Origin of the sequence: Pseudomonas sp. SID14000 (genome assembly GCF_002165135.1) — a bacterium.
GTDB lineage: Bacteria > Pseudomonadota > Gammaproteobacteria > Pseudomonadales > Pseudomonadaceae > Aquipseudomonas.
Window position 1 is genome coordinate 1 of the sequence record NZ_NFZQ01000173.1, and the last position, 386, is coordinate 386.

1 protein-coding gene is annotated in these 386 nt (G+C 69.2%); it reads right to left on the reverse strand.

Going from position 1 to position 386, the window contains the following annotated elements; translation table 11 throughout:
- A partial coding sequence (locus CAY82_RS27820; RefSeq protein WP_140399194.1) for an NAD(P)/FAD-dependent oxidoreductase occupies positions 1 to 386 on the reverse strand: 386 nt, incomplete at both ends.

Below are 386 nucleotides of genomic sequence, written 5' to 3' on the forward strand. Positions count from 1 at the left end.
ATCGACAGCACATAGCCCGGCGAGCGCTGCAGCATCGTCACATGCCCGGCGGTCGTCGCCATCGACGGCACGAGGGTGACGGCGGTGGCGCCGCTGCCGATGACCACGACGCGCTTGCCCGCGTAGTCCAGGTCCTCCGGCCAGTGCTGGGGGTGCACGATCGTGCCGGTGAAGTCCTGGACGCCCGGGAAGTCCGGTGTGTAGCCCTGGTCGTAGCGGTAGTAGCCGGAGCAGACGAACAGGAAGGCGCACGTCATCCGGACCGTTTCGCCGGTCCCGGTGCGCTGGACGTGCACGGTCCACTGCGCCTGTTCCGAGGTCCAGTCCGCGCTCACCACCCGGTGGCGGAAGCGGATCGTTTCGTCCACCCCGTGCTCACGGGCGGT